This is a genomic window from Shewanella sp. M-Br (assembly GCF_036245925.1).
GTDB classification, from domain to species: Bacteria; Pseudomonadota; Gammaproteobacteria; order Enterobacterales; family Shewanellaceae; genus Shewanella; species Shewanella oncorhynchi.
Genome location: NZ_BJBV01000010.1, coordinates 116068 through 139603, shown reverse-complemented (window position 1 = coordinate 139603; position 23536 = coordinate 116068). Strand labels below are relative to the sequence as shown.

Annotated in this window: 25 protein-coding genes; 3 read left to right on the top strand and 22 right to left on the bottom strand. The window is 46.2% G+C overall.

The features are described from left to right. Positions 1 to 121: 121 nt before the first annotated feature. Genes parC through nudF form a run of 7 tightly spaced genes read right to left on the bottom strand, consistent with a single transcriptional unit; the run spans position 122 to position 8065 of the window. On the bottom strand, positions 122 to 2398 hold the full coding sequence (gene parC / locus AAA952_RS10665) for a DNA topoisomerase IV subunit A (RefSeq protein ID WP_105251475.1): 2277 nt from the start codon (positions 2396 to 2398) through the stop codon (positions 122 to 124). Further along, positions 2391 to 3563 (bottom strand): PQQ-dependent sugar dehydrogenase, encoded by a 1173-nt coding sequence (locus AAA952_RS10660; RefSeq protein WP_105251474.1) that lies wholly within the window; start codon positions 3561 to 3563, stop codon positions 2391 to 2393. Before AAA952_RS10660 ends, parC begins: the two co-directional genes overlap by 8 nt. Positions 3564 to 3615: 52 nt before the next feature. Continuing rightward, on the bottom strand, positions 3616 to 5502 hold the full coding sequence (parE, locus tag AAA952_RS10655) for a DNA topoisomerase IV subunit B (protein WP_219255122.1): 1887 nt from the start codon (positions 5500 to 5502) through the stop codon (positions 3616 to 3618). 56 nt (positions 5503 to 5558) lie between these two features. Continuing rightward, the gene (locus AAA952_RS10650; protein ID WP_263142818.1) at positions 5559 to 6134 is read right to left on the bottom strand and encodes a YqiA/YcfP family alpha/beta fold hydrolase; all 576 of its coding nucleotides are present in this window, start codon (positions 6132 to 6134) and stop codon (positions 5559 to 5561) included. 26 nt (positions 6135 to 6160) lie between these two features. Then, positions 6161 to 7000 carry a 3',5'-cyclic-AMP phosphodiesterase gene (gene cpdA, locus AAA952_RS10645; RefSeq protein ID WP_338256859.1) on the bottom strand — a complete coding sequence of 280 codons (840 nt, stop codon included), beginning with the start codon at positions 6998 to 7000 and terminating at the stop codon, positions 6161 to 6163. 15 nt (positions 7001 to 7015) lie between these two features. Continuing rightward, a complete protein-coding gene (locus tag AAA952_RS10640; RefSeq protein ID WP_105251470.1) occupies positions 7016 to 7456 on the bottom strand; it encodes a DUF1249 domain-containing protein in 441 nt (146 codons plus the stop codon). Between the two features lie 6 nt (positions 7457 to 7462). After that, positions 7463 to 8065, bottom strand: a complete 603-nt coding sequence (gene nudF, locus AAA952_RS10635; RefSeq protein WP_028759445.1) for an ADP-ribose diphosphatase — start codon at positions 8063 to 8065, stop codon at positions 7463 to 7465. 244 nt (positions 8066 to 8309) lie between these two features. Between nudF and tolC the strand changes: the two genes are divergently transcribed. Continuing rightward, positions 8310 to 9617, top strand: a complete 1308-nt coding sequence (tolC, locus tag AAA952_RS10630; protein ID WP_105251469.1) for an outer membrane channel protein TolC — start codon at positions 8310 to 8312, stop codon at positions 9615 to 9617. A 75-nt stretch (positions 9618 to 9692) separates the two neighbouring features. On the opposite strand, the gene AAA952_RS10625 is transcribed toward tolC, so the two are convergent. The 3 genes from AAA952_RS10625 to AAA952_RS10615 are packed head-to-tail and all read right to left on the bottom strand — an operon-like array spanning position 9693 to position 11895. Beyond that, positions 9693 to 10430: a TIGR04219 family outer membrane beta-barrel protein gene (locus tag AAA952_RS10625; protein WP_173497181.1), complete on the bottom strand. Its 738-nt coding sequence runs from the start codon at positions 10428 to 10430 to the stop codon at positions 9693 to 9695. 2 nt (positions 10431 to 10432) lie between these two features. Next, positions 10433 to 11401 carry a DUF2333 family protein gene (locus tag AAA952_RS10620; RefSeq protein ID WP_105251468.1) on the bottom strand — a complete coding sequence of 323 codons (969 nt, stop codon included), beginning with the start codon at positions 11399 to 11401 and terminating at the stop codon, positions 10433 to 10435. An 11-nt stretch (positions 11402 to 11412) separates the two neighbouring features. Next, positions 11413 to 11895 carry a copper chaperone PCu(A)C gene (locus tag AAA952_RS10615; protein ID WP_028761867.1) on the bottom strand — a complete coding sequence of 161 codons (483 nt, stop codon included), beginning with the start codon at positions 11893 to 11895 and terminating at the stop codon, positions 11413 to 11415. A 33-nt stretch (positions 11896 to 11928) separates the two neighbouring features. Here AAA952_RS10615 and AAA952_RS10610 point away from each other — a divergent pair, with 33 nt between their 5' ends. Continuing rightward, the gene (locus AAA952_RS10610) at positions 11929 to 12666 is read left to right on the top strand and encodes an enoyl-CoA hydratase (RefSeq protein ID WP_028761866.1); all 738 of its coding nucleotides are present in this window, start codon (positions 11929 to 11931) and stop codon (positions 12664 to 12666) included. A gap of 131 nt (positions 12667 to 12797) precedes the next feature. Here AAA952_RS10610 and AAA952_RS10605 read toward each other — a convergent pair whose 3' ends face one another. The 3 genes from AAA952_RS10605 to dusA all read right to left on the bottom strand — a co-directional run bounded on the left by AAA952_RS10605 (position 12798) and on the right by dusA (position 14670). Beyond that, positions 12798 to 12998: a PspC domain-containing protein gene (locus tag AAA952_RS10605; RefSeq protein WP_131524116.1), complete on the bottom strand. Its 201-nt coding sequence runs from the start codon at positions 12996 to 12998 to the stop codon at positions 12798 to 12800. A gap of 151 nt (positions 12999 to 13149) precedes the next feature. Next, positions 13150 to 13440 carry a hypothetical protein gene (locus AAA952_RS10600; protein WP_131524117.1) on the bottom strand — a complete coding sequence of 97 codons (291 nt, stop codon included), beginning with the start codon at positions 13438 to 13440 and terminating at the stop codon, positions 13150 to 13152. Between the two features lie 210 nt (positions 13441 to 13650). Continuing rightward, entirely contained in the window at positions 13651 to 14670 is a 1020-nt protein-coding gene (dusA, locus tag AAA952_RS10595) for a tRNA dihydrouridine(20/20a) synthase DusA (RefSeq protein ID WP_338256845.1), read from the bottom strand. A 110-nt stretch (positions 14671 to 14780) separates the two neighbouring features. Here dusA and AAA952_RS10590 point away from each other — a divergent pair, with 110 nt between their 5' ends. Then, positions 14781 to 15854 (top strand): site-specific integrase, encoded by a 1074-nt coding sequence (locus AAA952_RS10590; protein WP_338256842.1) that lies wholly within the window; start codon positions 14781 to 14783, stop codon positions 15852 to 15854. Between the two features lie 51 nt (positions 15855 to 15905). On the opposite strand, the gene AAA952_RS10585 is transcribed toward AAA952_RS10590, so the two are convergent. The 9 genes from AAA952_RS10585 to AAA952_RS10545 form a co-directional block, all read right to left on the bottom strand. Beyond that, on the bottom strand, positions 15906 to 16169 hold the full coding sequence (locus AAA952_RS10585; RefSeq protein WP_338256840.1) for an ogr/Delta-like zinc finger family protein: 264 nt from the start codon (positions 16167 to 16169) through the stop codon (positions 15906 to 15908). A 140-nt stretch (positions 16170 to 16309) separates the two neighbouring features. Then, complete coding sequence (locus AAA952_RS10580) at positions 16310 to 17527, bottom strand: phage late control D family protein (protein WP_338256837.1); 1218 nt, start codon at positions 17525 to 17527, stop codon at positions 16310 to 16312. Beyond that, positions 17524 to 17967, bottom strand: a complete 444-nt coding sequence (locus AAA952_RS10575; protein ID WP_445190378.1) for a phage tail protein — start codon at positions 17965 to 17967, stop codon at positions 17524 to 17526. The genes AAA952_RS10580 and AAA952_RS10575 overlap by 4 nt, the downstream gene beginning before the upstream one ends. 18 nt (positions 17968 to 17985) lie before the next feature. Continuing rightward, on the bottom strand, positions 17986 to 20826 hold the full coding sequence (locus AAA952_RS10570; protein ID WP_338256834.1) for a phage tail tape measure protein: 2841 nt from the start codon (positions 20824 to 20826) through the stop codon (positions 17986 to 17988). Beyond that, positions 20819 to 20950 (bottom strand): GpE family phage tail protein, encoded by a 132-nt coding sequence (locus AAA952_RS10565; protein WP_338256829.1) that lies wholly within the window; start codon positions 20948 to 20950, stop codon positions 20819 to 20821. Before AAA952_RS10565 ends, AAA952_RS10570 begins: the two co-directional genes overlap by 8 nt. 8 nt (positions 20951 to 20958) lie before the next feature. Then, positions 20959 to 21288: a phage tail assembly protein gene (locus AAA952_RS10560; RefSeq protein ID WP_219235425.1), complete on the bottom strand. Its 330-nt coding sequence runs from the start codon at positions 21286 to 21288 to the stop codon at positions 20959 to 20961. A gap of 123 nt (positions 21289 to 21411) precedes the next feature. Then, the gene (locus AAA952_RS10555; RefSeq protein ID WP_338256824.1) at positions 21412 to 21930 is read right to left on the bottom strand and encodes a phage major tail tube protein; all 519 of its coding nucleotides are present in this window, start codon (positions 21928 to 21930) and stop codon (positions 21412 to 21414) included. Positions 21931 to 21939: 9 nt separating this feature from the next. Beyond that, positions 21940 to 23109 carry a phage tail sheath protein gene (locus tag AAA952_RS10550; protein WP_445190376.1) on the bottom strand — a complete coding sequence of 390 codons (1170 nt, stop codon included), beginning with the start codon at positions 23107 to 23109 and terminating at the stop codon, positions 21940 to 21942. A gap of 128 nt (positions 23110 to 23237) precedes the next feature. Next, positions 23238 to 23522, bottom strand: a complete 285-nt coding sequence (locus AAA952_RS10545) for a hypothetical protein (protein WP_113941715.1) — start codon at positions 23520 to 23522, stop codon at positions 23238 to 23240. Between the last annotated feature and the right edge of the window lie 14 nt (positions 23523 to 23536).

Sequence of the window (23536 nt, the reverse complement as noted above, 5' to 3'; positions counted from 1 at the left end):
GGTTTTTTTATGCCTCAAATCTAATCCAAAAGCGCCAAAAATAAAAAACCACCTAAGCCAAACTGAGGTGGTTTTAGTTAACCCATTTAATTCTTTACAGCATTGAAACCATTACAAAGCATTAGATGCTTGCTAAAGCATCACCACCGTCACCTAATTCAACGCTATCGACACGTTGTAATCCTCTAGGCAATTTTGCACCACGACGACCACGTTCACCTCTATAATGCTCAAGATCGCTTGGCTTCAGTGTGAGCTTGCGCTTACCTGCCCACAAGGTAACCGGCGTATCACTCGGCACTAATTGTAAATGCGTCATAAGTTCATCGCGACTCTTGGCCCTTTCGGTTGGTATGCCAATAATTTTATTACCTTTACCCTTGGATAATTGCGGTAACGCTTCTAGCGAAAACAGTAACATCCGCCCTTCGTTTGTAATCGCTAGCAATGACATTTCTTTAGTGCGGTCGATCAACTTAGGCGTTAATGATTTAGCGTTTGTTGGTAGACTCAGCAAGGCTTTACCCGCTTTATTGCGCGACACCATATCGTTGTATGAACAAATAAAACCGTAACCCGCATCCGTTGCTAACAAGTAACATTGGTCTTCTTCACCCATCAACACATGCTGCATGGTTTCGCCAGGGGCCATATTGAAGCGAGTTGTAATAGGCTCACCTTGGCTACGGGCCGATGGCAGAGTATGGCTATCCGTCGCAAAAGCCCGCCCAGACGAATCAATAAACACTGCAGCCTGATTGCTACGTCCCATCGCGCTACATAGATATTGGTCGCCAGACTTATAGGAGAGCGACAAAGGATCGATATCGTGGCCCTTAGCACAACGCACCCAACCTTTTTCAGATAAGACAACAGTCACGGCTTCTGTCGGCGTTAACTCTTGTTCAGTTAATGCTTTGGACTCATTACGCAATACGATTGGCGAGCGACGATTATCGCCATAGGTTTCGGCATCTTGAATTAATTCTTTCTTGATCAACGTCTTCAAGCGACGCTCTGAGCCCAATAACTGCTCCAGTTTTTCGCGTTCGGCTTCAAGCTCATTTTGTTCGGCCGTGATCTTAAATTCTTCTAACTTAGCTAAATGCCGTAACTTTAACTCGAGGATCGATTCAGCTTGTTTATCACTGAGTGAAAAACGGGCCATCAACTCGGCTTTAGGATCATCGTGAAAACGAATAATCTCGATCACTTCATCAATGTTGAGGAAAGCGATCATTAGGGCTTCGAGTATATGTAACCGCGATACCACCTTGTCTAAACGATATTCTAAACGACGTTTAACCGTATCAACGCGGAACTCTAACCACTCAGTTAATAAGGTTTTCAACCCTTTAACTCGTGGACGCCCATCGAGACCTAGCACATTTAAGTTAACTCTAAAGCTCTTTTCTAAATCTGTGGTGGCAAACAAATGCGCCATCAGTTGATCGCAATCGACGCGATTGGAGCGCGGCACCACCACAAGACGCACTGGGTTTTCATGATCCGACTCATCGCGTAAATCGGCCACCATAGGCAATTTCTTCGCCTGCATTTGACCGGCGATTTGCTCTAAGATTTTACCGCTACTGGCTTGATGCGGCAGCGCCGTTATAATGATTTCACCGCCATCGACAGTGTAAACCGCACGTGCTCTTAATGACCCACGGCCCGACTCATAAATTTTTGCAATATCGGCAGACGGGGTAATAATCTCGGCTTCAGTTGGATAATCAGGGCCTGGTACAAAGGCCATCAATTGCTCGAGTTCAAGCTTAGGATCATCGAGCAATGCTACGCAGGCGGAGACTAATTCTCTCACGTTATGCGGCGGAATATCCGTCGCCATACCTACGGCAATACCAGTAATACCATTGAGTAAGATATGCGGTAAACGTGCAGGCAGTACTTTAGGTTCCTTCAAAGTGCCATCGAAGTTAGCACCCCATTCAACCGTACCTTGTCCCAGTTCACTGAGTAACACTTCAGAGAATTTAGAGAGACGTGCTTCGGTATAACGCATAGCCGCAAATGACTTAGGATCATCGGGGGCACCCCAGTTACCTTGGCCATCGACTAACGGGTAGCGATATGAAAATGGCTGCGCCATCAATACCATAGCCTCATAACAGGCACTATCGCCGTGAGGATGGTATTTACCTAATACGTCACCAACCGTACGGGCCGACTTTTTATGCTTAGATTGAGCCGATAAACCTAACTCACTCATCGCATAGATAATTCGACGCTGTACCGGTTTAAGTCCATCACCAATGTGTGGCAGGGCTCGGTCCATAATGACGTACATGGAATAGTTCAGATAAGCCTCTTCGGTAAAGCGCCGCAATGGCATTTGCTCTACCCCATCGAGACTTAACTTGATAGCGTCACTCATTTTCTTCTAGTTCCTGTGTTTCTTCAGTACTATCGCCCTTATAAAACAAGCGATACACGTTACCTTTTAAATCATCGGAGATGTACATAGCACCATCGGATGCCGATAACAGCGCAAAGGGTCGAGCAACGGGAAATTCACCGTCAAGGAAACTAACAACCGTTTCACGACTCACCACTTTTTGATCTTCAATCTTCAACATCACCACTTGATAACCAACTTTACTCGAACGATTCCACGAGCCATTTTCGGCGACAAACAACTGATTATGGTAAATATCGGGAAATTGACTGCCGCGATAAAATGCAAGTCCCGTGGGTGCAACATGGGCTGGCAACTCATACATTGGCAGAGTGATTTTTAAATTTTTCGGTTTTTCATAGGCGGGTTCGACAACACTACTGGCATGTAAATAAGGGAAGCCATAATGACTCCCTATCACATCGATGCGGTTAATCTCATCGGGTGGTAAGTTGTCCCCCATCCAATCACGGCCTTGATCGGCAAACCATAATTTTTTGTCTATTGGCGACCAATCAAATCCACTTGCATCACGCACACCAGCCGCAATCTGCTCACTCGCACCGGTATCAACATTGATCGCTATGATACTACTGTAAGGCACTGGCGCTTCACAGACGTTACAGGGCGCACCAATAGACACATATAAACGGCCATCTGGGCCAAAATTAATTGCCCGAGAACTTTTCTTCTCTGAGTAAGGCAAGTCACTGTAAATCTCTTTGGGTCGACTCGGGCGGCGCAATCTTTGCTCAATATCAACAAAGCGCACGATTTGATTTTCAGTGGCGACAAACAAGTCACCATTGTGGAATGCAATCGCATCGGGTGATTCAAGCCCTTTGGCTATCACATAGCGCTTATCGACACGACCATCTTGATTACTATCAACGAGAGCATGGATAGTGCCGCTCTTATTGGAACCGACAAATAAAGTGCCATTAGCCCCCATCGCCATCTGCTTAGCATCGCCAATATCCGAGGCATAAAGCGATAAACCAAACCCCTTAGCAACGGTAATCATGATCGATTGGGAACCCGCAAAGGCGCTATTGCAGAGCAATAACGTCACACTCGCTAAGAGCGTAAAACCGGCAGAAAACACCTTTAAGCAATTATAATTATTAGTTTTAATATACAACATTGTAATTTTCTTTATGCCTATGTTTTATTGTTATCGGCAATAGTGCACAACATTAAAGTAAAGCCATGTCACCCTTATCTTCAAGCCAGTTTTTACGGTCCGGCGAACGCTTCTTAGCGAGCAACATATCCATCAAAGCATCCGTTTCTTCGATGTCATCTATCGTCAACTGTACTAAACGACGAGTGTTTGGATCCATCGTTGTTTCACGAAGTTGTAAAGGATTCATCTCACCCAAGCCCTTAAAGCGGGTGACTTGTACCTTACCCTTTTTATTCTCAGCGGCAATACGGTCTAAAATACCCGCTCTTTCTGCCTCATCTAAGGCGTAATACACCTCTTTGCCGATATCAATACGGAACAACGGCGGCATAGCAATATACACATGACCCTGCTCAACTAAGATACGGTAATGCTTCAAAAATAGCGCGCATAACAAGGTAGCAATGTGCAGTCCGTCTGAGTCGGCATCAGCAAGGATACAAATTTTGCCATAACGTAATTCAGAAATATCACTGCTATCGGGATCGCAACCAATCGCGACCGAAATATCATGAACTTCCTGTGAAGCTAATACCTGCGAAGCATCGACTTCCCAGGTATTCAAGATTTTGCCACGCAGCGGCATGATGGCTTGAAACTCACGATCGCGGGCCTGTTTAGCACTACCACCCGCAGAATCCCCTTCCACGAGGAATAACTCTCCGCGCATCGGATCTTGGCCACTACAGTCTGTCAGCTTACCCGGCAGTGCAGGTCCCGAAGTCACCTTTTTGCGGGCCACTTTTTTGGCAGCCTTTAAACGACTCTGGGCATTATTAATGCACATTTCGGCTAAGGATTCAGCTAACTCGGTATTTGAGTTCAACCAGAGTGAGAATGCGTCACGCACAACGCCAGACACAAAAGCAGCGCATTGGCGACTAGAAAGCTTTTCTTTTGTTTGACCAGCGAATTGCGGTTCTTGCATCTTCACCGACAATATAAACGCGGCGCGATCCCAAATGTCTTCAGGTGAAAGTTTAATGCCACGGGGAATTAAATTTCTGAACTCACAAAATTCGCGCATCGATTCCAATAAACCTTGGCGGAAACCATTCACATGGGTACCACCGAGCGGAGTCGGAATTAAGTTAACATAACTCTCGCCAATGGATTCGCCGCCTTCAGGCAACCAAGTAATCGCCCAATCTGCGGCTTCTAGCTGGCCCTTAAAACAGCCGACAAACGGCTCATCTGGCAACCTTAAATTGTCGCCAATCGCTGCCTTCAAATAATCAGTTAGGCCGCTTTCATAGAACCATTCATGGACTTCGTTTGTCTGTTTATTGGTGAATTTAATCCGTAAACCTGGGCACAGTACCGCTTTAGCACGAAGCAGATAAATCAGTTTTGAATTTGAGAAGTTAGCTGAATCAAAATAGCTCGCATCGGGCCAAAAATGCACTCGAGTCCCCGTATTACGACGGCCACAGGTCCCTGTTGGGCGTAAATCTTCAACTTTAAAGCCATTTTCAAAAGCGATGTCATACACTTGGCCATCACGGCGAACCGTGACTTCGACACGGCGCGACAAAGCGTTAACCACCGAGATACCAACACCGTGTAAACCACCGGAGAACTGGTAGTTTTTATTCGAAAATTTACCGCCGGCATGCAATTTGGTCAGAATTAACTCAACCCCAGGAATACCTTCTTCTGGGTGGATATCCACTGGCATACCACGGCCATCATCAGTGACTTCAAGGGAGTTATCTGTATGTAGAACAACTTCAATTTTTGTCGCGTGACCTGCCAATGCCTCATCGACACTGTTATCTATGACCTCTTGGCCCAAATGGTTCGGTCTGGAGGTGTCGGTATACATACCTGGACGGCGTTTAACAGGATCGAGTCCGTTGAGAACTTCAATGGCGTCAGAGGTGTATTGATTTGTCATAGGGCACGCTATAGGTTGTTATATCCGGCCATGTTGCAGCTCGGCATGTCAGTTTGTCAAGGTAAGTGTAAAAATTGGCTTACAGTTTGCAGATGCGACTCATAACCAACAAAGCTGTGATCACCACCCGCTTCAACTCGCAATTGACAGTGATGATACTTATTGACCGCTTCGCGATAATCCAGCACATCATCACCTGTCTGCAATAATACCAAAAAACGATCCGGATTGCGGATCACAGCCGTATTAAATTCAGCGACTTCAGACTTATGCTCAGGTAAGACAAGATAATGCTGTTCAGTGTAAGGATTGAATTGCGGCCCCATAAACTCATCGAACAACTCAAAGGGTTTTACCGCAGGATTAACTAACACCGCTTTGCCACCATAGGTTTCGGCTAAATAGCTGGCGAAATACCCACCTAAAGATGAGCCTATATAAGCTAATGGCTCTTTGGCATCAATCGCCGCCTCAACATAAGCGGTTAAGAGCACCATCGCAGCCTTAGGTGTATTAGGCAATTGGGGCTGATGGAAGGCCACACTAGGGTGATGCAGCGCCATGTACTTAGCCGTCATCACAGCTTTATCTGAAAATGGAGAGCTATTAAAACCGTGAATATAAAGCAGCATATTTCCTCAGGCTGCGGCTATTCGCGTTAATAACCGCTAGAGTTGTTGTCGGGGGAAAAATGGTTACCCGGTACGCGATACACTTTAGTGTTGATGCTACCATCGGCTTTCAACTCCAGCAAACGATAACCCGGTTGAACGCCATCCAAGGCAAAATAAGGCGATAACGGCTTAAATTGAATACAAGTGGAAGGTGTCGCCATCAACTGCAACGTGCCATGGGGCCCATTATGATGGGTATCAATACATTGGTGCACATGTCCCCAGAGCAATCCTTTGACCTGCGGATACTTTGCCACTCGCGCGATAAAATCGGCGCCATTGTCCATGCAGTGCTGATCCAACCAAGTACAATTCACAACGATGGGATTGTGATGCATCACCAGTAAAGTATGGCATTCAGGATGTGCGGCAATGGCTTCATCAATTAATTCGAACTGAGTCTCGGCCATATTGCCGCCAGGCTTTCCCCGCACGGTTGAATCCAACATGAGGATTTGCCAGTTTCCCGCCAGAATACGCTGCTGCCCAAAAATCTGTTCACCCTGCATGTGCAGATACATGATCCGTGGATCGTCATGATTTCCAGGAAGATAATGGCAAGGTAAGCCAACGGGGGTGACTGCTTTCACAAATTGCTGATAGGACTCAGCCGAATAGTCTTGACTCAAATCGCCCGTGGCGAGCATCAAGTGAGCAGGATAGTCCACAGCTCTAATCGTATTTAATACGGCAGCAAAACTTTTGCTAGTATTAACTCCTAATAGCTGAGCTTCAGGATCGGCAAAAAGATGCGGATCTGTGACTTGCACGATACGCACGCTTTCCCCTTCAGCTATGGAGTAAGAGACAGCCTCTTTCAGCACATTGAATACCCAATTCTAAGACTGGCACACGACACTGTGTTGGTAACCAATCTTTAATAACTCTTCCAGGAATGCATTCACCTGGTACTTTTCATCACTTTGATACATGCGTACATTGGGATAATCATACACTGGGCGTAATTGGTAAATCTGTTGGCCAGTTAACACTTCTGCTAATTTAGCATCGTGATAAATTCTCACTAACACCTTGGGAGTATTGATAAACTCCTTGATTTCGATGGGACGAGATATCTCAACTAGCTGAGTATATTTGGTATTTTCTAAAATTCGCACTACTAATATACCAAACTCACCTTCGAGTCGCCATGACTCACCGATAGCTATCTCTAACGGTAACCATTTCAACATATAGCCATAATTACGCCCGCACAGTGCTAAAAAATCACTGACGTTGGGTTTATAGCGCCGTTTTAGACTCGAAGTAGCCAAATTCATCCCAATTTAAACCAGTTGCTGATAGTTTAATTGTAACCATTGTAATCCAATAACGGTCGACGCATTATCAATCTCGCCCGCAACCACTCGCTCATAAGCTTGCTCGCGGCTCATGACATGCAATCGAATATCTTCGTGCTCTTCAGCTAATCCATGCAATCCACGGGCGTCGTTTGAATCGACATCAGCCCAATAGAAATAGAAACGTTCTGTACTACCACCAGGGCTCGCTAAATAGCTATTTACACTGTGTATTTGCTTAGCCATTAAGCCAGTTTCTTCCATTAATTCTCGGTGTGCAACATCCAGAGGAGTTTCTGCGGGCGCAATCATACCCGCGACTAACTCAAGAAGCCAAGGAGATTTAGCGGTTGCTAATGCAGGAAAGCGTACCTGTTCGATGAGTACGACTTTATCTTGCTTGGCATCATAGGGAAGGACGACCACAGCATGACCCCGTTCAAACACTTCGCGAGTGACAGGCTTACTCCAGCCACCAGCGAATAATTTATGCTTGAAAGTGTATTCGTCCATTGAGAAAAACCCTTGATAAAGGGATTTTTTTCCTAAGATCTCAATATCCGTTTGCGAAAAAACAGGGGGTTTCATACTCTATCCTTAAAAGTTAAATTTGCGCCTATAATCAAGGCAATTTGAGCACATTTTTAAAATAAAATCTGTTACACTTCGAATTTGACTTGAAAGTGTCAGAGTTCTTAGACTCTAGGTCATTAAGTTTTAGCTGTATCGGGAAGCGTCGGGAAGCGCAAACCGCCTTGGTAAAGGCATTACTTAGTCTAAACGAAGTTAAAATATTCCTCCGTGGGGGGATTTTGTCTAATAAGGACAGCAAATGAAATTTAAGATCCATAATTTATGCGCAGCATTAACACTTGCGGCTTCCGCTTCAGCGGTGCAAGCAGATGATTTGTTGCAAATTTATCAGCAAGCACTGACCAGCGACCCGCTCGTATTGCAAGCCCAAGCCCAGCGTAATGGTTTGTTTGAGAAAATCGAACAAAACCGCGCTCCGCTGTTGCCAACCATTAGTGCAAACGTCGGTTATGACAAAGCTTGGAATGATCCGAAGGATGATGCAAGTGGTCTAGTAGGTAGCCTGAAATTAAATCAAGTCATCTATGATCACAGTGCTTGGGTTGGTTTAAGTCTTGCTGAGAAAGCCGCTTCTCAAGCTGATTCCGCTTATGCTTCCGCATTACAAAACTTGATTACTCGTATCACTAAAGCCTATTTCGATGTATTAACGGCGAAAGACAACTACGAGTTCCAAGGTGCAGAAAAACGCGCAATCGAACGTCAACTTGAACAAACTAAACAACGTTTCGCAGTGGGTTTAACCGCGATTACCGATGTGCATGAAGCTCAAGCGCAATATGACTTAGCCTCAGCCACTGAAATTTTAGCCGAAAACACGCTCGCCAATAGTTATGAAGCCTTACGTGAAATCACAGGCATCGATCACAAGACGATTAATGTGCTAGATACCAACCGTTTCTCAGCCGTTACGCCAGCGCCAACGTCATCTAGCGAATGGTTAAAAATTGCTGAAACCAATAGTGTTGATTTAATGACTCAACGTATTGGTAAAGATATTGCCCAAGAGACTATTAAGCTTTATCAAGCAGGCCACATGCCGTCTTTAAGCTTAAATGCCGGTTACAACAAAGGTCTTGAGCAAAAAATGGGTAATCTCAACGAACCTGATTTTGATAATGTCAGCGTTGGTGTCAACTTAAGCATTCCGATTTTCGAAGGTTTTAAAGTCAGCTCACAAGTTAATGAAGCACAATTCCAGTATGTTGAAGCAAGTGAAAAGCTTGAGCAAATTTACCGTGGTGTAGTGAAAAACGTTCGTAATAACTACAACAACGTAGGTGCTTCTATCAGCTCAATCAAAGCTTATGAGCAATCTGTTATTTCATCAGAAAGTGCCCTAAAAGCAACTCAAGCGGGTTTCGAAGTGGGTACTCGTACTATCGTTGATGTTTTGAACCGTACCCGTGACTTGTACGACTCAAAACGTAAATTATCCGATGCGCGCTATAGCTACATCAACTCAGTTGTTGCACTAAAGCAAGCTGCGGGTACATTGAATGAAGATGATGTTATCGCCATCAATAATGGCTTGATTGCACAGTAACAACGCTCTCAGTCATTAAATATAAAAACCGCCATTTGGCGGTTTTTTTATGCTTAGAAGTTAAAATCAACAAAATTAGAAGTTGATTTCAACACCCGCAAAATAACCTTTAAATTTAGTATCAGCACTCACACCCGAGAAATTACTCACATCGAATAAAAATTCACGGTAGCCTACACGTACACGCGTATCGACGGCCAAACCATCAAATTGCCAACCTAAACCAATTGCATAGTCGTGCACGCTTGACTCATTGACGCCCTGCATCAAATCAGCAAAACCGTACAAGCCTAAGCCAGGCATACCTACATGCGTACTGGCGTAACCCATCACAATACCGCTATCGACATCTTTCTCTTCAGGGTGACCAGGATCTTGCACGCGCAGTGAACCATTCATTAACTTGTATGCAGCACCAAGGTCCAATGACACTATGTCGTTATCCAATATTTCGTAATACAGCACGAAATCTGTGTTGCTCAAATCAGTATAAGCAGTAACATTGCCTTTAAAATCATGCCCATTGAAGTTGAAATCAGCATCCGACATGCTGCCTTTCTGATCTAGGCTATTTTCACGGATTTTAATGTTAGGGACAAATGGCAATGGATGCTCAACCGCAATCCAGTAGCTACCTTGAGCCGATGAACTATAATCAAATGTTTGTTGTGGTTGGCCTTTATCGGCAAAAGTACCACTAGTATCGGCGCGCCAGTAGTCACCACCAATTGTGAAACCGACCACAGTGGCCGCTTGGGCAGATGAGGCCATACAGAATCCTAATACCGCACTGGCGAGGAGAGTTTTTTTCATAATTAACCTTGAGATAGCAAGTTCGTTAAATCAATCACCGCGGCATTCGCACGGGATACATAGTTAGCCATAACCAATGAATGATTAGCGACTAAGCCAAAACCGCTGCCATTCAGCACAACAGGGCTCCAGACAGTTTGCTGAGTCGCTTCCAGTTCACGAATGATCTGTCTTAGGCTCACTTCAGCATTTTTCTTCTTCAATACGTCAGCAAAGTCAACTTCAACTGCGCGCATAAAGTTCAACAACGCCCATGAAGCACCACGGCTCTCATAGAAGACATCATCAATTTTCCACCAACTGGTTTTTACCTGATGGCTGGTCAAATTTGGGGTTGATTGACGCGCCGAATTGTCACCAGCTAGGTCTGTATTTAAGCGCTCTTGGCCAACGCTGGCAGATAAACGCTGCGACATACTGCCCAGACGTTTCTGCACTTCTTTCAACCATTCATTAAGGTTGTCAGCACGGGCATAAAACTGTGCATCTTGATTATTAGGGTCCATCATGCGAGCACGATAAAGCTTCAGCAATTTGATTGCATCGCGATATTCGCTTTCGGCACTGGGTACTAACCAGCTAGTGTGGTCAATATTGAGCTTAGATTGGGCTTCGCCTAAATCTTTGTCCGCCGCAGATTGTGACTGTGAGCGGCTAAACTCTTTACGCATAATCAAGGCTAAATCACGGGCTTGCTCCAAAGCACCATATTCAAATGCGGGCATGTTATCCATGAAGATGGAAGGTGGCATCACATCGTTTGATAACCAACCACCTTGTTTATCGAGTAAATTTTCGACTGTGAGGATTAGCGATGTAGTAGTAGCGTATCCAACAATATTCTTATTGGATGCTGTTAATTGTTGAGGGCTAATCGGATCCGGTTCGATACTCCACCATACACTCACGCCATAACCGATTAATACTAAAAATAAACCGACCCCGGTAACTTTTTTCCATGTAATTTGCATCAAGCGACTCCTTAATGATGGTGATGATGCTCTTGCTCTGCGGCGTTTTCTGCTGCTTTACTAACAGGCAGGGTAATTGCCATTTTCTCGCCACCGTCAAACTCTAATTGCAGTTCAACTTGTTGCTCTAACACCAATGGCGCTTTTAAGCCAAGCAACATGACGTGATCCCCTGACGGCGTTAACGTTAATGTGCCATGGGAGGGGATGTCAAAACCTTCAACATGGCGCATCTTCACCATGCCTTGGTCTTCGATAATCGTGTGTAATTGGGCATCCTTTGCCACAGTCGTACTGACACCGATAAGACGAATCGCTTTATCTGTGTGGTTTTCAAGCGTAAAGTAAGCGGCAGTATTTGGTACTGTCTCAGGCATGGCGCGTATATGACCTTCAGTCATGACTACGTTCGCCAACGCTGAAAATGATGCACAAGATAAAACTAGACAATTAAACAGCTGTTTGAATATTGGTTTCAATGTCTTAAACTCCATGTCTACCCAATGTCGTCGTAAAGGAATCAACCCATGAGTCATATACAGGTTCAGGATGATCAGGGCGTGCGTATTATTAGCTTTAATCGCCCTGATAAACGCAATGCACTTGATCTTAATATGTATAAACAACTGACAGAATACCTGATCGAAGGTGAAGCAGACAACGACATTCGTGCCTTTATGCTCCATGGCCAAGATAATTGTTTCACCTCAGGCAATGATGTTGCTGACTTTTTGAAAAATAGTGACTTAGGGCCAAATCATCCCGCAGTACGTTTCTTATTTTGTCTGCTCGAACTCAAAAAACCTCTGGTGGCTGCTGTTTCTGGTGCCGCCGTCGGTATAGGTACAACCGTACTGCTACATTGCGATCTGGTATACGCTGACAACACGGCGAAATTTCAACTTCCCTTCGTCAACTTGGCTCTCGTGCCAGAAGCGGGGGCTAGCCTACTCTTACCAGAACTCATTGGTTATCAAAAAGCGGCTGAGTTACTGCTACTTGGTGAAAGTTTTAATGCCGAGACGGCCCATAGACTCAATATGATCAACGAAATTGTGGCCCATGAAGATTTACTCAGTTATGCATTATCTCAGGCAAAAAAATTGGCCAATCAACCGCCACAAGCACTACAAATCACACGTCAATTAATGCGTCCGCATAAAAATCGTGTACAACACCAAATGCACCAAGAACTTGAACAATTTAGCGCTAGGCTAAAAAGTGATGAAGCCAAAAGCAGATTTCAAGCTTTTTTGAAAAAGTAGTCTGCAAGGCAGTATGCACATACATTTTCGCATGAGGGTCAAAGTGCCCTCTTGTTGATAGGTTTAACTGCATCATTTTAAATCAAAACAAGCCACTTATTAGCTCATCAACACCAGCCATCACTGCATGCTTAGGCTGGTTTTTTCCATTGGTCAACTAACAATGCTAAAACAAAGTAAATTAACAAACTCACACCCGGCATAAATACAACTGCACCAGTCCACACCGCACGAGTCCAAAAACAAGACCAATCAAATTTCCATGCCATACCAGCGGCAACACCACACACTAATCGCTCTGGACTCTCCATACGCACTTTTAATCGTTTCATCTAAAACCTCGGCTCAGTTGATCGCTAACTTATTTATCATTAACACTATGCCACTGAAACCAGCAAATAATGCCTGAAAACAACGCAAGACTAATTACAGGTAACAGTAGCAATGTCATCAAAGGTGCTACAAACCACATAAGCAGATCCTTTACTTAGCGCTATATTCATCGGCACCTGCCGATTCACCTTTATTTTCAGCGTTTAAGCTAAGTTGACTGTTGAAGTCATACATACTTTCAGCCAGTTGTGTTTGCAATGACATCACAAATTCACGCTTTACACTGACGAACAATTCTTGTGTCTGCGCAGTTAATGTTTGCTCAATAGTTCCCACAACATCTGATATTGGTGCGGCTTCTGCGTGTGCTGCAACGCTACCGACTAACGCGCCTAATAACACACTCATTTGTACTGATTTTTTAATGGTTAACATAAACATGATGGCATCCCTTTCGATTAATTAACTTGACGAAAGGAGTATTACAAACTGCGTGCCAACTTATAAAAATATTTTTAACAGCATGATTTTAATCATTTTAAAAAATTTTATGTGGACAAGATGAGATATAGGGATGGATTGAAAAATAACAAGTGGTGAAAAATACTACTCAAATTAGTAAATTTCACCATCTTTTAAGTTGATTAGAAATCACTCAGCGACTTCAGCCTGAATATTCTGAAAAGCCTGTTTTACCACTTCTATCCCAGCGCCGTTTTTATGGGCATTTTCACTCAAATAACGACGCCAAGCACGGGCACCTGGTAAACCTTGAAATAAACCTATCATATGACGAGTAATATGATTGAGCCGGCCACCAGACTGCAAATGCGCTTCAATATAAGGCAACATAGCCTCAATCACAGCCTCGCGGCTGATCACTGCTTTTTGACTGCCACACAATATTTGATCCACCTGCGCCAGAATATAAGGATTCTGATAAGCCTCGCGCCCCATCATTACTCCATCGAGCTGCACTAAATGAACTTGTGCTTGCTCGAGAGTTGTTACGCCGCCATTAATACCAATATTAAGTGCAGGATAATCACGCTTAAGTTGATACACACGCTCATAATCGAGCGGCGGGATCTCGCGATTCTCTTTTGGGCTTAACCCTTGAAGCCACGCCTTACGCGCATGGATAGTAAAATCCGTACACCCTTTTTCACTGACCACATCAATAAACTGGGTTAAAAACGCATAACTATCTTGTTCATCAATTCCGATACGCGTTTTCACAGTCACAGGAATATCAACGACTTGTTTCATGGCGTCAACACACTCAGCCACTAACTCAGGTTCTGCCATCAAACACGCGCCAAAGCGACCATTCTGCACTCGATCGGAAGGACAACCCACATTGAGGTTAACTTCATCGTAGCCACGCTCAGCAGCGAGTTTAGCGCAACGAGCCAAATCTAAGGGATTAGAGCCACCTAACTGCAACGCCAAAGGATGTTCTTCTTGGTTATACGCCAAGTAATCACCGCGACCATGCAATATCGCTCCTGTTGTCACCATTTCCGTATACAACAAAGCATTAGCCGACATCAAACGTGCAAAATAACGATAATGCCGGTCTGTCCAATCCAACATGGGCGCAATGGAAAAGGTCCTATCGAGCAATTTCGTTGGTGTACATGGCTTTAAGTGGTGGTTTTCAATTTTCATTGTTTATCTTGAGTTACTTCTAGTTGCTTGTAATTGCCGTCAATTTCGTTATATGGTGCCCCATATAGGCCCCTTTTTGGGGTAGGACGAATTAAGGTTAATCTCATTCTATGGCGTCATTTACTATTGAGAAACGTGCTAAGGCAAACGGGGATTTTAGCTACCGTTGCACTATACGCGTTAAAGAAAGTGGGGAAATTATACATCGTGAGTCTAAAACTTTCAGTAAAAAGGAAGTTGCTAGAACTTGGGGCAAAACCCGATGTGATGCAATTGAAAATGATTTTGTACTGCAAAAGAATAAAGCGATTTTAATCGGCGAGTTACTTAACCGTTTTTTTGAAGATGCTGACCTGTGGTCAAGAACAGGCCGCACCAAGCAATATGTTATTCGCATGCTGATTGACTGCGATATTTCAAAAGTAAGAAGTAACAATTTAAAGACCAGCGATTTAATTGAGCACTGTAAAAATCGGCGTATGGCTGGCGCAGGCCCCGCGACGATTTATCACGATATTGCTTACCTGCGTAGTGTGATGAAAAAAGCCGCCCCTGTTTGGAATATTGATGCTAACTTTCAGGTTTTTGAAGAAGCCGTGCCTGTTCTTATTGAAATGGGGTTAGTGGGTAAAAGCCAAAAGCGAACCCGTAGACCGACAGAGAATGAGCTTGAACGATTAAAAGAAGGGCTTGAGCAACGCATGAGTTACCGCCCAAACGGGGCTAATCGCATCCCGTTTATCGACATGCTTGATTTCAGTATTTTGACCTGCATGCGCATTGGCGAAGTATGTAAATTAAAATGGGTCGACTTAAACAAAGACCATAAGACGATTTTAGTCCGAGATAGAAAGGACCCAAGAAAAAAAGAAGGCAACCATATGATTGTGCCTTTGCTTGGCGGATCGTTTGACATTGTTATGCGCCAACCTGTTTCTGATGACTTAATTTTCCCCTATAACGCAACATCCGTGACCGCTGGCTTTCAGCGTGTTCGTAATGAACTAGGTATTACTGATTTGCGTTACCATGATCTCCGCCGCGAAGGGGCTAGTAGACTGTTTGAAAAGGGATATGCAATTGAGGAAGTCGCTCAGGTTACAGGGCATAGAAACCTGAATATTTTATGGCAAGTTTATACACAGCTGTTCCCACATAAACTGCATGATAAGTTTAAAGAATAGCCAAAAGCCCACTTTGATGTGGGCTTTTTGTTTTGGTTTTTCTGCTGATTATCACTGAGCGGGGCTAGCTTCTGTGCGACTTGGCTCTACTTGTGGCTTGGATATTCTGCTCATTTGCAGGTTTATCCCTTCACGGCGAATGCGTGGCGGTACTACGGTGCGCTGGATTTCTTCAATACTAACGAATATGTGACCACACTCGTCGTTATTGCAGCGGTAGGTTTTCTCACGGGTAAGCGGCGTGATAGCGCGAGTTCGGCGCTGTAGTGCGCGGCTGTCACAGTGTGGGCAGGTCATGCCTGCACCGCACCCCATTACACAGCCTCTTTATGGGTGTTGGTTTTATATGGTTTATGCGAGGTCATGGTTAACTCCTTATTGTCACTGCGTACAACCATTCTAAAGGGTGGCTATAGGGTTATATACACAACGTATTGTGTGTTGTTGCAAAATTTTTACTTTCCGCTGTGGCCAGCATAGTTATTGGCGTCTGTGCTCGATACATTTAACGGTGAATCTGCCTCATCTTCGCCGCCGGTCACCTCGGCCACTTCGCTGTTTTTAACTTCTAGCTCTATCCCTGTGGTGTAACCCGTGTCAGTAATGTTGTGCTCAACGCGGGTAAGTAGCCAGTCACTGTTATCTATTTGCGGTTTAAAACCACTGACGCTAACCGGCAGCTCAGGGAATAGCTCCGGTCGCCCCATGGCTAAGGTGATGGTGAATGTAGCTACGCCGCGTTGCAGTTTATCCCACATGGCACGCGCTGCGCGCTCGGCGTTCTGCTTGTTGGCATAGGTATGCCGCAGGGTTTTGACGTTGTCATTACTGCCAACCATGATCTCCTTTTCACCCACAGCTATTGGTGCACCATTTTGGTCTAGAGGCTGCTCAAGTTCAGCTTTGGGTTTACTTTTTTGCCAAGGCTTTTTTGCTTTAACAGTTTGTCGCTTGGCGGCTTTATCGTTTTGCCAGTAGGCCATAACGCCTGAGTAAGCATCGCGATCGGCTACGCCAAAGTGATGGCTGTCGCCGGACTGACGGGTAATGTCTACACGGTCGAGCGCGATGCCGCTGGCGTTATGGGCTAAACCCGCTTGTAAAAATAACAGGTTGCCATTTTTTACCGTCGCTATGGCATCAAACTGTTCGGCTAGGCGGCTTAGGAAATTGGCATCGGACTCGTTGGCTTGGTCTATGTGATCGATAAACTCCATTTTCAAGTTGTCGCTAATTTTAGCCTTGAGCTGATGCCGAGCTGCGATGACATCGATAATGCTGCTCACGCTTTGCTGGTGAAAGCTTTGCTCGCGGCTTTGCTGTAAGGTGCCGCGCATATCGGCGGATTTGCCGCGAATGGTTAAGCAATCTGGCGGCCCGCTGTGCTCAAGTTCGTCAATGGTGTAAGTGCCTTTATCAACCAGTGCGCTACCCTTCCAACCTATACGTACTTGCATGGTTGCGCCCTTGGGGGGCATCGCCAGCTCACCGTCGGCGTCATCAAGTTGCACTTCAATGCTATCGGCCTCAAAGCCACGGTTATCCGTTAGGCGCAGCGACATAAGCCGCGTTTTCACTTTGGGGCTGATGTCGTTGCCATTGACCAATATTTGATAGTCTGGCGTGGGCTGGTCGCTCGATGCAAACGGGTTAAACTGCTCAAGTAGGTTCACAAAATCCCCCTCACCAATTTGCTGATGCCCATGCCGATCAGATTCTCGTTAGCGATGAGGCTAGTGTTCTTTTCATCCACCCGTTTCAGCTCAATCGTAAATTCAATCTTCCTCGCGGCGCCGTCACTAAAAAACTCGCTGCGGCCTTTGCTGATTTTCTCGATCACAAAAAAGCCTGTCACAGTGCCGCGCCCTTCGATAAGCGGATAGGCTTTACCTGTGTCTGCCATTTTACGCAGCGCATCAAGGCTTAGCTCTCCGCCCGTTATTTCGGGCATTAGCACACCAGATAGCGTTAGCGTTTCATCACCAACCCCTAAGAACTGCGCTGATGGCCGCGCACCTACGCGGCTATTGGTTGGGTGACGCCATACCATGTCATGCTGCGATGTTTGGTATGGCACAGTTAGCCTACTAAATACAAAAAAACCGAGTGTCATCATAATGTTTGACTCATGTTAGTTCAGGTCCTTAAGGCTGCTGCGTAAACGTGCTTGCTGAGCACGGTCACGCTTTTCTAGTTCAATCGCGACTAGGCGCGCAACATCCTGCGCATCCATATTGGCGGTAGCGTGGATGGTAATGGGCGCATGGATCCCCGCATCGATGTGAACGGTTTGAGGCTGTGGCGCTTGGCGCTGCGCAAAGGCACTGCCGGCGCTTAATCTATCTGGCAATGCGTTATGCGTTAAGCCATTGCTGTTAAGCACTAAGTCGCTGCCGTTATGCGTTAAGTCGTCACTCTTCGCTTTTCTGGCTGGCAGTTCGCCCTCTTTTACCAAACGGATTGCATCCGGTACCGAATAATCAGCGCCTTGGTATTCATCTCTGATGGTGCGGGTTTGGTCTGGGATTGCCTGCAAATTTGGCATTGCGGCGGCAGGAAGTGCTGAGATGCCCAACACAAAGGCAGTGCCTGCCATTTGCTTACCGAGCTTGCTGACTTCATTTAGTGGCGCTTGCTGGCTTCGATTCAAGCCAACGGTTAAGCCGTCCATCGTTTGGTCACCCATTACCGCAAACACTTTGCTGGGGGAAGCAATACCGAGTACATCTTTAAACCAACCAATCGCATTGCTGGCAGCATTGGTGATGGTTTCTTTTACTTCGGTCAGCTTGCCGGTGATCCCTTTAACTAGGCCGTCCATTGTCATCTCGCCCAGGCTGCTAAACTTAGCGGGCAATCCAGTGAAGAACGTAATGACTTCGCTAAAATTGTTCACAATCAGCCCGAGTGGCGACCATGAAAAAACGGTTTTCATGGTTTCCCATATACCAGAAAGCACGGCTTTAATGGGCTCAGGTAAGCTATTAAATAGGTTAGTAACAGCAATAATGCCGCTATCGACCAATGAGGTGATTGTCTGCCAGAATCCAACCATCCACGCCTTAACCGTGTCCCAGTGAGTAACCAGCAAATACCCAGCAGCGACTAACGCAGTAATACCTAAGATCACCCAACCAATTGGCGTCGACACAAGCGCCAAAGATAGCGCCCTCAATCCACCAATTACCCACTTAAATGCACCACCCAGCTTAGTGAGCGCGCTCCCCATCAGCGGCAATGACTTAATGCCAAGTATCGATGTACTGTATTTAAGCATGGCCATTGGGCCTAGGATGCCCGCTAGCATGATGGTGATCGAACCGCCGACGGCAGCGACAATAGCCATAGCTGCAGCCGCTTTAAAAAGCGTACCGGTTAACTCAGGATTCACCCTCATCCAATTACCAATGCCGTTAACGACTCCGGTGATTTGCTGGATAAAACTGCGAATGCCTCCGTTGTTACCTTCGAATATTTCGATACCGACATCTTCCCACGCCGATTTGAGTGTATCGATATCGCCCTTGGCATTATCAGCCATGGTCTTAGCTACCCTAGCGTTCTCGCCAGCAGATTTACGCAGTACATTGGTAAATGAGGTAATGGCACCATCGCCCTGCTGTTTAATTAGCTCGCTGACGCCAGTGCCAGCTTCTTCACCAAAGATGGTTTTAAGTATTGCGGCACGGTCAGCGTTACCCATCGTCTTAGTGGCCTTGACCACATCCGCTAAGATGTCGGGAATTGCGCGCAGATTGCCAGCACTGTCTTTGGTTTTTAGTCCTAAGTATTCTATTGCGTCGGCAGCAGGCCCAGTTTGCCCTGCCAAGCGGTTAAGCATGGCGCGCATTACCGTGCCGCCTTGGCTCGCTTGAATACCAATGTTGCCGAGTAACCCCGACATAGCGGCGGCTTCCTCTACACTCACACCTAAATCACGCGCGGCAGGTGCAACGTATTTCATCGTTTCACCCAACATGGTTAAGTCAACGTTGGCGCGAGTTGTGGTTGCTGTGAGCACATCGCCAAGACGATTCATTTGATCTGCAGCCAGACCAAAGCCAGACAATATGTTTGAGGCAATATCGGACGTCACCGCGAGATCGGTATCGTTGGCCTTGGCTAAGTCGAGCATGCCAGGCATGGCTTGTTTAATTGACTTAGCATCAAAGCCCGCCATAGCTAAGAATGACTGCCCCTGTGATACATCGTTCGCGGTAAAGCTGGTTGAGGCACCAAGTTCACGCGCTTGTTTGCGCAGTGCGATAAGTTGCGGGTCGTTCTTATCCAGCCGAGTTAATGCCTGGACCTTGGATTGTGCGGCGGTAAAATCTAGACCTGGTTGTAACACCTGCGAGCCAGCATAGAGCGCAGCCGCACCTGAGGCTGCAGCTGTTGCGCCCGCACCTGCCATATTGCCCTGCAGTGCTTTGGTTTTGTGGTAAGTGGCTTGTGCTGCGGATAGCTGTTTCTGTTGGGCCGAAACCTGTTGTAGGCGGCGCTTTTGTTGGTCGAGTTGTTTGTTAGCCTGAGAAAGGTCAGCAGTCAACGTGCGTTGATGCTGCGAAAGATTGCGGGTATCAATCCCCGCAGAGCGAAGCGCTTCACGCTGCCGGTGCTGGCTAATGGTTAAGTTTTTATGCTGAGTATTCAGCCTGACCGTTGCCGCCCTAGCTTGCTCGTACTCTTTAACCAGCGCTTTAGCCGGTGCCTGACTGCTTTGCATCTCAATCGCTAGGCGTTTCACTTCCTTTTGTGCCTTGGCCAAATCATTGGAGGTAATACCTAGGCTGCGGCTCACCTTGCGATAACCATCGATTTGAGCTGACTGCTTATTAAGAGACTTAACTCTGTCTTGCGTCTCTTTTAATTGAGTGGCGGTTATGCCACTGGCTTGGCGCATTTTTTTTAATGGCCCCGTGATTTTATCCACTGTCGCCAATAACACGCGCATCTCTAATTTTTTAGTCATGTGGAACCTTGTTAATTCTTTCCCATCTATCCAGCGCTTTATCGTGCCAGCCTAGAAGCTCATCGATGTCCATTGCCGCCATCTCGGATAGCGGCCAATGAAAGATAATGGCGATATCCGCCATGGTGTCATCTATGCACTCAGGGAGGCTTGACTGTCGCTCTCGCTCTGACTGTCCATCTGTAACTTCTTCGGCACCAAAAAATTACTGATTTCCCCGCCGATTTGAACTAAGTCTGCAGGGTCCATAGTGAGCACTTCATCTTTGGTGATCATCGGCGTGCTAATACGAGGCAACAAAGTGGAGATAGCATTAACATCAAGATTGAGTAAATCAGATAGCGATAATCCTCGCAGTTCGCCCGCCCTGGGTTTACGTAAAGTGACTTCAGTAACGGACTCTTTACCACGGCTGATTGCTTGATCGAGTGTGACTTTTTTATGGGTAATAGTGACTGACATTGTTAGACCCTCTGTTATGGCCAGCATGGCCGGTATGCGGCTTGAGGGCAGGACGCCCAGTGCCGCCTAATTAAAAATACCCGCAAACGGCTCTCCGATGCGGGCTACGGTTGGTGGTTAGCTTTATAACCCAATGGCTTTGCGATGTTCGGCCATGCGGTCGACACCATCAGCCCCGATTTCAATCATGTTGATGATGTCGATTTCGCACAGCACCTCACCGTTCGCGACTTCTTTGTAATAAGTACAAGTCATGCTGACTTTGGTTTGGGTGTTGTCCCCTATTTTGAAGGTGCCACGGTCGAGTTCTTTGTAACGACCACGGCAAACGATTTCGACCGACTGAATTTCGCCTGTATCATCGCGCTGAATGGAACCCGCAAAGCGCAGCATTAGGCCGTCAATCTTGCTGGTTGACATCTTCTTGACCAGCGCTGATTCATAGCCGCCTAAGGTGAATTCGACACCTAGGGCATCATCATCTAGCCCCATATCAATATCTACGGCTCCTGGCATGCCGCCACCGCGATATTTCTCAAATTTGCGAGTGAGTTTGGCGGGGGTAAATTCCTCCGCCAAACCAATCCAATTTCCACCATCTCCAAACAAATTTAATTGCTTGAGTTTTCTTGGTAACGCCATGGGTTATCCTTAGGCCGCTGCAACTGCGGACGCGAAGTCGACCAAATAACGGTCGGTAATTTTTTGACGGAAGGTTAAATCTTCCAGCGGAGGCACTGGGGTGTAGTCGTAATCGATATACAACTTACCGGCCTTAATCGTGCTAACGTCGTTAACGTCTTCGCTGTACCAGGCTTGGCCGTCAACGATATAGCCAAGGCCTTTTAACTCGCGGAACTTGGCGTTAATGCCTTCGATAATGTCTTTAACCAATGTTGGGGTCATTGGCTTATCAACGGCCCACATGTGCGCGTCAGCAATGGTGTCAGCCAACACTTGCGCGGTGCGGGTGTAGTTTTCAAACTGGAATAAGGGATCTTCTGTACAGGTGCGTGAGCCCCAAAAGCGAAAGCCTGACTGATTAATCAGCGTGGTGATGTCATTACTGTTTAGGTAGCCTGCATCGGTAGACGGATCTTGTAAGTCCCAGAACACGGGCTGACTTAAACCGGTAACGCCGCTAACCGTGACATTTGATAGCGTTTTGTGCCAACCAACTTCTTTGTCGATACGTGCACGTAAACCTAATGCGCGAGCGGTCGCAGTAGCGTTAACACTAGCGGCCGCAACGGTATCAAAGGCAACAAACTCAGGCCAAATGATCATCACCTCACGGTCGCCAAAGTTTTCACGATAAGCCACGGCTTCTTCTTTGGTGGCACAGCCATAGGCGCTGATATAGGCAAAGGCGCGCAGTTTTTTGGCGGTTGCTGCAAGCGCTGTGGCAACGGGTAAAGTGTCTAATCCTGGCACGCCTAGAATGCGCGGCTTAACGCCCAATAAAGACTGTGCCGCCAGTAATGCTTTAAGGCCAGTGTATTGGCCCAGTGGCGTTACAGTGCCAATAATGTTCGCCGTTGTGGCGGTTTCATCCGCGCCCTGCTCAACACGCACCACAACGGTGAGCGTATTGACTTGAGCGGCAATGGCTTCGAGTGTGGGTTTTAACGTACCTAAGGTGCCCGCCTTGCCAATGGCTTGCATGACATTGGTTAGCAACACTGGGGTGTTTAGCGGAAATAGCGTTGCATCGGCATCGCTGGCGGTGCAGACAATGCCGATGACTGAGGTTGATACTGTGCGAATGGTTCGGGTGCCATCATTGACTTCAATGACGCGGACCCCGTGGTGATAATCCATAATGTGCTCCGGTGCTGTGGGTTTTGCAAAACTAAGCAGGGTTAAGCTTGCAGAGCACACCGGAGCGGTGCTACTGGTTTGAGTGGTAAGAGTCGTTTATTGACCTAAAAACCTAGGAGTGTTGTAAATTATTCAGCCTCTGCAATTGGGTAACGTTGTTTTATCTGCGCCACCTTGTCCCGCCACGCTTGTTCACTCTCAGCGGTTAAATCATATTGCCATTCCATATAAAGCGGGTCCGACTCTTCTCGATACGCTGCCTTACGTTTTTCGATGTTTTGCGACAACTCAAAATCACGCTGGGCGAGTACGGAGTTAACCTGCTCAGTGCTCATGCCTAGATTGTTCATGTATTCACGCGACACATCAGTGTGTAACACGCCGCTAAATAAATAAGCGAAGGTAATGTTCATCGTAGTTTCTCCAA

Bases quoted from the DNA above. Each gene is read 5' to 3' on its own strand.
- parC (WP_105251475.1), bottom strand. From the start codon at position 2,398: ATGAGTGACGCTATCAAGTTAAGTCTCGATGGGGTAGAGCAAATGCCA.
- AAA952_RS10660 (WP_105251474.1), bottom strand. From the start codon at position 3,563: ATGTTGTATATTAAAACTAATAATTATAATTGCTTAAAGGTGTTTTCT.
- parE (WP_219255122.1), bottom strand. From the start codon at position 5,502: ATGACAAATCAATACACCTCTGACGCCATTGAAGTTCTCAACGGACTC.
- AAA952_RS10650 (WP_263142818.1), bottom strand. From the start codon at position 6,134: ATGCTGCTTTATATTCACGGTTTTAATAGCTCTCCATTTTCAGATAAA.
- AAA952_RS10640 (WP_105251470.1), bottom strand. From the start codon at position 7,456: ATGAATTTGGCTACTTCGAGTCTAAAACGGCGCTATAAACCCAACGTC.
- nudF (WP_028759445.1), bottom strand. From the start codon at position 8,065: ATGAAACCCCCTGTTTTTTCGCAAACGGATATTGAGATCTTAGGAAAA.
- tolC (WP_105251469.1), top strand. From the start codon at position 8,310: ATGAAATTTAAGATCCATAATTTATGCGCAGCATTAACACTTGCGGCT.
- AAA952_RS10625 (WP_173497181.1), bottom strand. From the start codon at position 10,430: ATGAAAAAAACTCTCCTCGCCAGTGCGGTATTAGGATTCTGTATGGCC.
- AAA952_RS10620 (WP_105251468.1), bottom strand. From the start codon at position 11,401: ATGCAAATTACATGGAAAAAAGTTACCGGGGTCGGTTTATTTTTAGTA.
- AAA952_RS10615 (WP_028761867.1), bottom strand. From the start codon at position 11,895: ATGGAGTTTAAGACATTGAAACCAATATTCAAACAGCTGTTTAATTGT.
- AAA952_RS10610 (WP_028761866.1), top strand. From the start codon at position 11,929: ATGAGTCATATACAGGTTCAGGATGATCAGGGCGTGCGTATTATTAGC.
- AAA952_RS10605 (WP_131524116.1), bottom strand. From the start codon at position 12,998: ATGAAACGATTAAAAGTGCGTATGGAGAGTCCAGAGCGATTAGTGTGT.
- AAA952_RS10600 (WP_131524117.1), bottom strand. From the start codon at position 13,440: ATGTTTATGTTAACCATTAAAAAATCAGTACAAATGAGTGTGTTATTA.
- dusA (WP_338256845.1), bottom strand. From the start codon at position 14,670: ATGAAAATTGAAAACCACCACTTAAAGCCATGTACACCAACGAAATTG.
- AAA952_RS10590 (WP_338256842.1), top strand. From the start codon at position 14,781: ATGGCGTCATTTACTATTGAGAAACGTGCTAAGGCAAACGGGGATTTT.
- AAA952_RS10585 (WP_338256840.1), bottom strand. From the start codon at position 16,169: ATGGGGTGCGGTGCAGGCATGACCTGCCCACACTGTGACAGCCGCGCA.
- AAA952_RS10575 (WP_445190378.1), bottom strand. From the start codon at position 17,967: ATGACACTCGGTTTTTTTGTATTTAGTAGGCTAACTGTGCCATACCAA.
- AAA952_RS10570 (WP_338256834.1), bottom strand. From the start codon at position 20,826: ATGACTAAAAAATTAGAGATGCGCGTGTTATTGGCGACAGTGGATAAA.
- AAA952_RS10565 (WP_338256829.1), bottom strand. From the start codon at position 20,950: ATGGCGGATATCGCCATTATCTTTCATTGGCCGCTATCCGAGATGGCG.
- AAA952_RS10560 (WP_219235425.1), bottom strand. From the start codon at position 21,288: ATGTCAGTCACTATTACCCATAAAAAAGTCACACTCGATCAAGCAATC.
- AAA952_RS10555 (WP_338256824.1), bottom strand. From the start codon at position 21,930: ATGGCGTTACCAAGAAAACTCAAGCAATTAAATTTGTTTGGAGATGGT.
- AAA952_RS10550 (WP_445190376.1), bottom strand. From the start codon at position 23,109: ATGGATTATCACCACGGGGTCCGCGTCATTGAAGTCAATGATGGCACC.
- AAA952_RS10545 (WP_113941715.1), bottom strand. From the start codon at position 23,522: ATGAACATTACCTTCGCTTATTTATTTAGCGGCGTGTTACACACTGAT.